The organism is Mesorhizobium sp. M8A.F.Ca.ET.021.01.1.1 (assembly GCF_003998025.1).
GTDB lineage: Bacteria > Pseudomonadota > Alphaproteobacteria > Rhizobiales > Rhizobiaceae > Mesorhizobium.
In genome coordinates this window covers 1-9,155 of sequence record NZ_RZSJ01000217.1, presented here as the reverse complement: position 1 = coordinate 9,155, position 9,155 = coordinate 1, and the positions used below count along the sequence as shown (strand labels likewise).

The 9,155-nt window shown below is 63.5% G+C and carries 10 protein-coding genes and 1 pseudogene; 6 read left to right on the top strand and 5 right to left on the bottom strand.

Annotated elements, in window-relative coordinates:
* The 4 genes and pseudogenes from EOA36_RS17955 to EOA36_RS38335 all read right to left on the bottom strand — a co-directional run.
* Positions 1 to 637, bottom strand: a pseudogene (locus EOA36_RS17955) (energy transducer TonB); the annotation flags it as partial.
* Between the two features lie 98 nt (positions 638 to 735).
* On the bottom strand, positions 736 to 1,173 hold the full coding sequence (locus EOA36_RS17950; protein WP_127278773.1) for a hypothetical protein: 438 nt from the start codon (positions 1,171 to 1,173) through the stop codon (positions 736 to 738).
* 6 nt (positions 1,174 to 1,179) lie between these two features.
* Entirely contained in the window at positions 1,180 to 3,285 is a 2,106-nt protein-coding gene (locus EOA36_RS17945; RefSeq protein ID WP_245464398.1) for a TonB-dependent hemoglobin/transferrin/lactoferrin family receptor, read from the bottom strand.
* On the bottom strand, positions 3,209 to 3,577 hold the full coding sequence (locus tag EOA36_RS38335) for a hypothetical protein (protein WP_245464397.1): 369 nt from the start codon (positions 3,575 to 3,577) through the stop codon (positions 3,209 to 3,211). Before EOA36_RS38335 ends, EOA36_RS17945 begins: the two co-directional genes overlap by 77 nt.
* On the opposite strand from EOA36_RS38335, the gene hemP reads away from it, so the two are divergent.
* The 5 genes from hemP to EOA36_RS17920 are packed head-to-tail and all read left to right on the top strand — an operon-like array spanning position 3,570 to position 7,701.
* Positions 3,570 to 3,776: a hemin uptake protein HemP gene (gene hemP / locus EOA36_RS17940; RefSeq protein ID WP_027051401.1), complete on the top strand. Its 207-nt coding sequence runs from the start codon at positions 3,570 to 3,572 to the stop codon at positions 3,774 to 3,776. The genes EOA36_RS38335 and hemP overlap by 8 nt on opposite strands.
* A gap of 23 nt (positions 3,777 to 3,799) precedes the next feature.
* Positions 3,800 to 4,861 (top strand): hemin-degrading factor, encoded by a 1,062-nt coding sequence (locus EOA36_RS17935; RefSeq protein WP_127278771.1) that lies wholly within the window; start codon positions 3,800 to 3,802, stop codon positions 4,859 to 4,861.
* Between the two features lie 10 nt (positions 4,862 to 4,871).
* Positions 4,872 to 5,780, top strand: coding sequence for a hemin ABC transporter substrate-binding protein (locus EOA36_RS17930; RefSeq protein WP_127278770.1), 909 nt, complete (start codon positions 4,872 to 4,874; stop codon positions 5,778 to 5,780).
* A gap of 5 nt (positions 5,781 to 5,785) precedes the next feature.
* A complete protein-coding gene (locus tag EOA36_RS17925; protein ID WP_127278769.1) occupies positions 5,786 to 6,886 on the top strand; it encodes an iron ABC transporter permease in 1,101 nt (366 codons plus the stop codon).
* 26 nt (positions 6,887 to 6,912) lie between these two features.
* Positions 6,913 to 7,701, top strand: coding sequence for a heme ABC transporter ATP-binding protein (locus EOA36_RS17920; protein ID WP_127278768.1), 789 nt, complete (start codon positions 6,913 to 6,915; stop codon positions 7,699 to 7,701).
* Between the two features lie 31 nt (positions 7,702 to 7,732).
* Here the strand turns inward: EOA36_RS17920 and rirA are convergent, their stop codons facing one another.
* Positions 7,733 to 8,197, bottom strand: coding sequence for an iron-responsive transcriptional regulator RirA (gene rirA, locus EOA36_RS17915; RefSeq protein WP_127278767.1), 465 nt, complete (start codon positions 8,195 to 8,197; stop codon positions 7,733 to 7,735).
* A 271-nt stretch (positions 8,198 to 8,468) separates the two neighbouring features.
* Between rirA and EOA36_RS17910 the strand changes: the two genes are divergently transcribed.
* Positions 8,469 to 9,155 (top strand): DUF445 family protein (locus EOA36_RS17910; protein WP_127278766.1); only part of this gene is annotated, 687 nt, incomplete at its 3' end.

Below are 9,155 nucleotides of genomic sequence, written 5' to 3'. Positions count from 1 at the left end.
CATAGGGGGTCGACGGGTGATCGGGAGCGGCGACAGGCATCTCGACGGTTTCGGCCTGGACGCTCGGCTGCGCCTGCGTTTCGTTCCTGGCGGCCACGCTCTGGTCGTCCGGGCGGGGTTTTGCCGTCACCAGTATGTCGGGTGTCACCATTGGCTGTTTGGCCGGTTCCTGCGAGGGCTCCGAAGCCTGCTTCGCGGCGTCCCGGGCGGGCTCGCGATCCTGTGTCACAGCTTCCGGCGCGGGCCGCGAAGGTTCCGTCGGCGGCGCCGGCCTGGCTGCCTTTGCCTGAGGGGGGTTGGCCGGCGGCTGGCTCGGCACCAACGTGACATTCATTGCCGTCGGGTCCTTGTCCAGCGCACTGCCGGCTACCTTGTCGCCTGTGTGATCGCCGCCTTCCGATTGCTCCGTCTCCCTAGAAACAAGCGTGCCGGCAGGTGAGACCAGAAAAGCCGCCGCTACCGCGGCATGGAGCAGGCCGGAGATGGCGATCGCCGTTGCCCACTTGCCGTTGCCGGCCGGCGGCCGTGTCTGGGCAAGCGGCTCGGCCGGCACGATGGCCAACTCGTCGCCGGCGTCGCGGAGGGGACTGATTTCCTGCATGTCGCGCGGCGGAAAATGCAGCGGCCCAGGCGTCATTGTCAAATCAAGATGGACTGGCTCAAACAGCGGAAGGCCGGCCAGGGGCCGGGCCACCATATGTCGTGCCAAGTCGAGTTCCAGTCCCACCGCCGCCCTCAGACTCCGAAAGCGATGCCGGTCCTGGTGTCCGTCTTCAGCTTGCGCATGCAGGCGGCCGGCTCGACGCCCGTGCCGGCGCATTCCGTGGCGCTGTTGATCAGCACGCGGCTGACCTTGGTGCAGTCAGTGCCGGCCAGGTCAAAGCGCGTCACCTTGGTCTTGCCGGCCGGCAGGTCCTTGAAGTCGAGCACGGTCAGCCGGTCGACGATACCGGCCTCGTTGAACAGGGCGATCTCGAACGCCGCCTTGATGAGGTCGGCGCCGAGATTGTTGCTGACCAGGAAGGTCAGGCGGCAGCCCTTGTCGGAAGGCTGCGCTGCATTGAGTTCGAGGGTCAGGACCGGCGCGGACTGCTCAGCCCACGCCGGAACCATCGCAAGCGACATCGCCAGCGCCGAGGTCAGCAGACGAAGCGATGTCGTCAAGCTCGTCATGATGGATCAGCCTCCAAATCGCATGGTTGCCGCCAGTTTCAGCGTGATGCCGGGTTCATAGACGGCGACCGTCGTGCCGCCATTCAGCGGGTTGGCGTATTTGACGTCGAACAGGTTGTCGGCACGGAAATCGACCTTCAGATCGTCGGTCGCCTGATAGCTGGCAAAGGCGTTGACCAGCGTATAGTCGGTGGCCACCGCATTGCCCTTGGGCTTGCCGTTGTACTGCACTTCGCCCCCGACGGTCAGCTTGTCCTCGAGGAAGCGCAAGCCGAGTTGCGCGGTGACCTGAGAGGACGGGATCGTGGCGAGGTCGGCCTCCACGCCCTTGTAGGAAACTGTGTGGCCATTCGTGATCGAAGCCGAGAGGCCGGCATAGCCCCACGCCGCGTCGTAGACACTTTCCAGTTCGAAACCGTTGATCCTGGCCTTGGCGAAATTCTGATACTGGAAGCAGATCGGGATGCCGGGGCCGAAGGGGCAGCCGCTGCCCGGAGCGAACGGCGACAGCGTCACGCCGTCGATATAGTCGTCGACATCGTTGTTGAAATAGGCTGCCTTCAGGCGCAAGGCGTCGCCAGCCTCGAAGATGTCGTTCTGCTTGTAGTTGACGCCGAATTCGGTCGTCTTGCCGGTTTCAGGCCGCAGATTTGGATTGGGCAGGAACGGGAAGCTGACGCCTGCCGGATGGTTGCCGCTGATCAGAGTCTCCGTGATCGAGGGCGAGCGATAGCCTTCCGCATAGGTGCCGTAGAATTGCAGGCCGGCAAGGCCGGCGCTCTCGAAAGGCGAGACACCGACCGTGACGCGCGGCGATAGCCTGTCGCCGGAAATATCGTGCGTGTCGTTCTTCAGGATGTAGCTGTCGTAGCGCAGGCCGGCGATGACTTCGAGCCAGTCCCAGGTGAGCTTGTCCTGGACGTAGGCGCCCGACACGTTCCGCTTGCCCGAAGGGGTGTAGAAACTGTCGCCGCCGGCCGCGCCGCCCGTCTTGACATTGTCGCCGACCCAGTCGCCGCCATAGCTCAGTTCATGCGCGATGCCGCCCGTTTCGAACCGTGACGTGTTCCAGATATCGATACCGGCCGTGCCGACATCGAATGTCGATTGTGATCCTGCCGGCAGCACCACGGGAAGACCGGAGACCGGATCGAAGCGGTTCTGCGGGACAAGACTGGTCAGGCCGAGATTGGTCTTGTTGTAGGAGGTGTTGATGTGGAGATCGAGCCAGCTCTTGTCTTCGTCCGTGATGTTGTAGCGGGCCGTGAACGTGTTCGACTTCAGGTCGATATCATTCACAGGCACGCCGCCGCTGGTCTCGTCCCAGCCGTCGCTCGATCCGACCCAGCCAAGCTTCAGCTCACTGTTCTCGGTCGGCCGGATGGTGGTCTTGAGCAGGCCGCTCAGCACGTCGAAACCAGTGCCGTTGACGGTGTCGCCGTCGCCGTCCTTGTAGTTGTCGTAGTCGCGGTAGACGATGTTGCCCAGCACCTCCCAGTTCTCACTGACGCGATAAGCGCCGGATGCGCTTGATGTCCAGCCCTTGCCGTTGCTCTCGTAGCGTCCGGTGACGGAACCGGCCCAGCTCTCGTCAGGCTTGAGGAAATCCTGGGCATCCTTGGTGTCGAAGAAGACGACACCGCCAATGGCGCCCGAGCCATAGGTGTTGGCGACCGGGCCACGGATCACGTCGACGGATTTGACGAGCTCGGGATCGATGTAGAAGGTCGACTGCGTGCCGTGGTCGGAACGCTGGAAATTCTGGCGCGCGCCATCGACGATGACAGCGACGCGGCCGAAATCCTGCAGGCCTCGGATGTTGATGCTGGTGCTGACGCGCCTGGCGTCCGCCTGTGCGGCGACGCCGGGCACACCGAAAAGCATCTCGTTTGGCGTCGTCGCCATGCGGCGGTCGAGCTGTTCCTGGTCGACATGGCTGGCCGAGGCCAGCGATTCGATCGCCGTTTCGCCGGTGCGGCTGAGCACCAGGATCTTGTCGAGCAGCGTCGCGCCCGCGGGAGTTGCTTTTTCCTGGTCAGTCTTCTTCGATTGATCCGGTTGCTTGCCCGCCGGCTGCGTTGCCTGCTGGGCGTGCGCCGATAGCGCGGACAAGGCGATCGCCGCCACGCCCGCGAGTAAAGCCGCCGCGCCGTTCGCCGTCGCCCGGCCGCGCCGTTCCCAATTCATCGACCCCATGCCCCAACTCCAAATCCCAGGTTCCATGCTGGCTGGCCTGGGGCTTGCTGGCATTTTTGATCGTATCCGGCATCTTAAATGTTGACTCATTTAGTCCGGTATTGCACTGACTAGTAAACATGATTATTCGAGTCAAGAAATGAATCGGCAATTTCGCAACGCCTAGCCAGATGCCCAGCACAGGAAAGGGATCGACCCAGATGAACACGCATAATCCCAACGATTTTCGCTATCGCGTCCGCCGTTCCGACGATGCCTCCGCCCGTTTCGATCGGATTCCGCTGGCGGTGCGAACGCTGTCCAGCAACACGCTGTTCCAGGGCGAGCACGAGATCGGCATCGAACATCATGGGGCGCTCTACCGGCTGAAGATCACCCGCCAGGGCAAGCTCATTCTCAACAAGTAAGACAAGGCATCAGGGGTAAGGACATGGACCAGCGCGTAAAACCCGCTCCGCATGAAATCCGGCGGGCACGGACCGAGAATCCGAAAGCGCGCGAGCGTGATCTGGCCGGCCAGCTCGGCATTTCGGAGGCCGAGCTGGTGGCCGCGCATTGCGGTGATGGCGTCATTCGCATCGAGCCGCGCGTCAATGACCTTCTGACCGGTCTAGAGGCCGTTGGCGAGGTGATGGCGCTGACCCGCAACGAAAGCGCCGTGCACGAAAAGATCGGCGTTTACGACAAGGTCGTCACCGGCAATCACAATGCGATGGTGCTTGGCGAGAACATCGACCTGCGCATCTTCCCGAAAATCTGGGCGCATGGCTTCGCCCTGGAAAAGCGGGACGGCGACGACATCCGCCGCAGCCTGCAATTCTTCGATGCTTCCGGCGAGGCGGTGCACAAGGTGCATCTGCGCCCCGCCTCCAGCCTCTATGCCTACCAGAAGCTGGTCGCCTCGCTGGAATCACCGAACCAGGGGCCGACGATCGAGATTTCAGGACCCGTTCTCGACCAGGAAAACGAGGCCGGGACATCGACTGCGAGCCTGGACGATCTGCGCGACCGCTGGGGCCGGCTGACGGACGTGCACCAGTTCTTCGGTATGCTGAAGACGTTGAAGCTCAGCCGCCGGCAGGCGGTGCGCATGGTCGGCCAGGATTACGCCTGGCTGCTCGACAATGACGCGGTGCGCGCCATGTTCCATCGCGCCGCCGAAAGCGAGATGCCGATCATGTGCTTCGTGGGCAACCGCGGCTGCATCCAGATCCATTCCGGCCCGGTCAAGTCGATCAAGCCGATGGGGCCGTGGATCAACGTGCTGGACGAGACCTTTCATCTGCATCTGCGAACCGATCACATCCATGAGGTATGGGCGGTGCGCAAGCCGACCAGGGACGGCCATGTCACCTCGCTCGAGGTCTATGCCGCCAATGGCGACATGATCATCCAGTTCTTCGGCAAGCGCCACGAGGGCGAAAGCGAACGCGACGACTGGCGCTTCCTGGCCGAGCACCTGCCGCGCATTCCAAGCCCGACGGCAGCCTGAGGACAGTGTAATGCGTTTTGTGTCGAGACTGTCCGCCCTGCGCGGATCGATGATCGGTTCCGCGATCGGCCTTTCCCTGGCCTTCGCCGCAATGCAGCCGGCCGGCGCCAACGAAGGCGTTTCGGTCTTCGTCGATCCTTCGAGGATCGCCGCCATCGGCGGGTCCATCACCGAGATCGTCTATGCGCTTGGAGAGGAAAAGCGTCTGGTGGCTCGCGATTCCACCAGCAATTATCCAAAAGCCGCGCTCGACCTGCCTGATGTCGGTTACATGCGCCAGCTGTCGCCGGAAGGCGTCTTGTCGGTCAATCCGACAGGCATACTGGCATTGCACGGCAGCGGTCCCAAGGAAGCCGTCGACGTGCTGAAGAAGACAAGCATTCCCTTCATCGAAGTGCCCGAGCTGTACAATCGCGAAGGCATCCTCCAGAGGGTCCGCATCGTCGGCAAGGCGCTCGGGGTCGAGGCCAAGGCCGAGGTGCTGGCCAAGGCGCTCGATGCCAAACTCACGGCCGCCGAAAAGCAGACAGCCTCGATCAAGGAGCGCAAGCGCGTCCTGTTCGTTCTCTCGATACAGGGTGGCAAGATCCTGGCGGCCGGCAGTGAAACCGCGGCCGACGGCATGGTCAGGCTGGCGGGCGGGGTCAATTCGGTGGAAGGCTTTTCCGGCTACAAGCAAATGTCCGACGAAGCGATCATCACCGCCCGGCCGGACGTGATCTTGATGATGAGCAATGCCGGGCCGCCGGTCTCGGACGACGAATTGTTCGGCAATCCATCCATCGCCTCGACGCCGGCCGGAACGGCGCGCAAGCTGATCCGCATCGACGGCGCCTATCTACTCGGCTTCGGACCGCGCACGGCCGACGCGATCCACGAACTCGCAGTGTCGCTCTATGGCGCACAGGTCACGGACTGAGCATCATGGCCGACCAGTCGATCGCCGGTCCGGTGAAGGCAATGGGTGCATCCAGCGGGGATCGTTCCGGCCGCGCCCGTTCCGTCATCCTAATGCTGTGCCTGGGCCTGGCGGGCGCCGTCTTGCTTTCGCTCACAGCGGGGGCGTCGGACGCATCCGCCGTGAACGTCATTAGGAATTGGCTCTTTGGCACCGTCGCCGGAGATGCTGCACTCAACGCCCGTGACAGCCTGATCGTCCATGACATCCGACTGCCGCGCGTCATCCTCGGCATGTTGGTGGGTGCGGCGCTCGCTGTCTGTGGCGCCGTCATGCAGGGACTGTTCCGCAATCCGCTCGCCGACCCCGGACTGATCGGCGTTTCAGCCGGCTCCAGCCTTGGCGCGGTGGCCATCATCGTGCTGGGCGGGACCATGCTGGCACCGGTGACCGCATTGCTCGGAACGCTTGCGCTGCCGCTTGCGGCGTTCCTCGGCGGCCTCGCCACCACATTGGTGCTCTATCAGGTCGCGACGCGACGCGGGCAAACCTCTGTCGCCACCATGCTGCTCGCGGGCATCGCCCTGGCGGCACTTGCCATGGCGCTGACCGGAATCCTCATCTTCATGGCCGACGATCGCCAGTTGCGCGATCTGACCTTCTGGTCACTGGGATCGCTCGGTGGTGCGACATGGGCCAAGATCGCTTCCGTCGGACCCATCATCGTCTTGGCACTCGCGGCGATGCCGTTCCTGGCCCGGGGTCTCAACGCGCTGGCGCTCGGCGAGGCCACCGCCGGCCATCTCGGCATCCCGGTGCAGCGGCTGAAATACACAGCCATCATTGGTGTCTCGGCGGCGGTCGGGGCGTCCGTCGCGGCCAGCGGCGGCATCGGTTTCGTCGGCATCGTCGTGCCGCACCTGCTGCGCCTGCTGATTGGCCCGGACAATCGTTACCTGCTGCCGGCCTCGGCGCTGCTCGGCGCCTCGCTGTTGCTGCTCGCCGATGCCGTCGCCCGCACCATCGTGGCGCCGGCAGAGTTGCCGATCGGCATCGTCACCGCCGTCGCTGGCGCGCCGTTCTTCCTTTGGATCCTGCTGCGCAAGCGTGGCGTGATCGATTTGTGAGATTTGAGACCCTGTAGGAGTGTTTCATGATCGAAGCCCGCGACGTTTCTGTGGCGATCGGCAAGAAGCGCATTGTCGCCAACGTCGATTTCGAAGTCAGGCCAGGTGAAATCTCGGCCATCGTCGGCCCCAACGGATCGGGCAAGACGACCTTTCTCAAGGCGATGTCGGGGGATCTCGTCCATACCGGACGGATCCTTATCAACGGTCGCGAGCTGTCGACGATGAAGCCGGTCGAGGCGGCGACAGTGCGAGCGGTGCTGCCTCAGGCAACGACCCTGTCCTTTCCCTTCACCGTGCGCGAGATCGTCAGGCTTGGCCTTGTCGGTGGACGCTCGGGCGTGCTGCCCGGCGAGGACGAACGCCTGCCGGAGCGGGCGCTTGCGCGGGTCGATCTCGACGGTTTTGCCGGTCGTTTCTACCAGGAGCTTTCCGGTGGTGAGCAGCAGCGTGTCCAGCTTGCCCGCGTGCTGTGCCAAGTCTGGGCGCCGGTGCTTTACGGAGTGCCGCGCTATCTCTTCCTCGACGAACCGGTTTCCAGCCTCGACATCAAGCATCAGCTGATCATCATGAACATCGCCCGCGACTTCGCCAGAAGAGGCGGCGGCGTGGTCGCGATCCTGCACGACCTCAATCTGACGGCGATGTTCGCCGACCGCATCTTCGTGATGCATCGCGGCCGGCTGGCCGCGGCCGGATCGCCGCGGGACGTGCTGAGTGACGATCTGATCGAGAAGGTGTTCGACTGCCGGCTCAAGGTCGGCGTGCTGCCGGCCGGCAACATGCCATTCGTGCTGCCGCAATCCGCAGCCTAGATCTGCGGTCTTCGGCCCGGCCCGCGCAGGATCAAGCTGCCGGGGCGCGGCGCTCCATCAGCATGTCGATACCGAGCAGGTTGCGCACATTCGGCCGCGCCGCCACCAGATCGGCGATCGTGTAGCGGGCAAGCACGGCGAAGAAGGCGTTGAGCGCTTCGCGCAGCGCCGAGTTCAATGCGCAGCTGTCGACCAGCGGGCATTCTGCCGCGTCATTCTCGAAGCACTCCGCCATGGCAAAGCTTTCCTCGGTCACGCGCACAACATCGAACAGGCTTATCGCTTCGGCGGCGCGGCCCAGCCGTACCCCTCCGTTCCGGCCGCGGACAGTCTCGACCAGGCCGTTCTCGACCAAAGGCTGCAGGATCTTGAACAGGAACAGTTCCGACACCGAATAGGCGGTCGCGATTTCCGGGATGCGGCTCAACCGTTCATTGTTGGCGGCACAATACATCAGGATGCGCATGGCATAGTTGGTCTGGCGGGTAAGCCGCATTTCATCCTCACAAAGCGCTGGCGCGGTGCAACCATGCCAGAGTCTGGAACTTTGCCGGCGCGGCTTCACCCGGATTTTCGGAGTCGCCGCGCTGGCCTCGGTCGAATATGGCCTATACCTTGGAATAATTCCAGACTGGCTTCGCATCATAGCTGAATATTCTCGTCAACTTTATGTGCGTGGCCAGGCGAAACGCTGAGAAAATCGGCTGTCGCGGGCATTTTGACGACCGACGCACTAAATAGCCTGGGATCGACGAGGAGCGGCTCATATGTCTCAATCGGCCCAGTCGCTGGCGCCCGTCCGTTTCGACACCGACGCGGGCTCCAAGCTTTCGGCGCTGCGGCGGACAAAGTTCGTCGCCACGGCGGCGCTGGCACTCTGCGTGCTGGTCTTTGTCTTGGCCAAGTCCTTCCAGGCCAGCTACCCGTGGCTCGGCTTCGTCGCCGCCTTCGCCGAGGCGGCAACCATCGGCGGCCTTGCCGACTGGTACGCGGTGGTGGCGCTGTTCAAACGGCCGCTCGGGCTACCCATCCCGCACACCGCCATCATCCCGGAAAACAAGGATCGGATAGCCGACAATCTCGGCCGTTTCATCGAGGTTAATTTCCTGGCAACGGAGCCGGTGCGTGAAAAACTCGCCGAGGTCGATTTTTCGGCGCTCGTCGCCGATTGGCTCGCCGATGCCGAACGCGCCGCCGGCCTGTCGCGCTTCGTCGTGCGGCTGGTGCCGCGTACGCTTGCGGCCGTCGAACAATCGGGCCTGCGCGGTTTCGTCACCAGCCGCATGCTGGAGCAGATCGAAAAGGTGCCTCTGGCGCCGCTGGCCGCCGAACTCTTGTCGGCGCTCACCGACGATCGCCGCCACCAGAAATTGTTCGACGAGTTCATCAAGGTCATCGGCCGGTTCCTCAACGACGAACAGGCGCTGGCGACGATGCGCGACAAGATCCGCGAG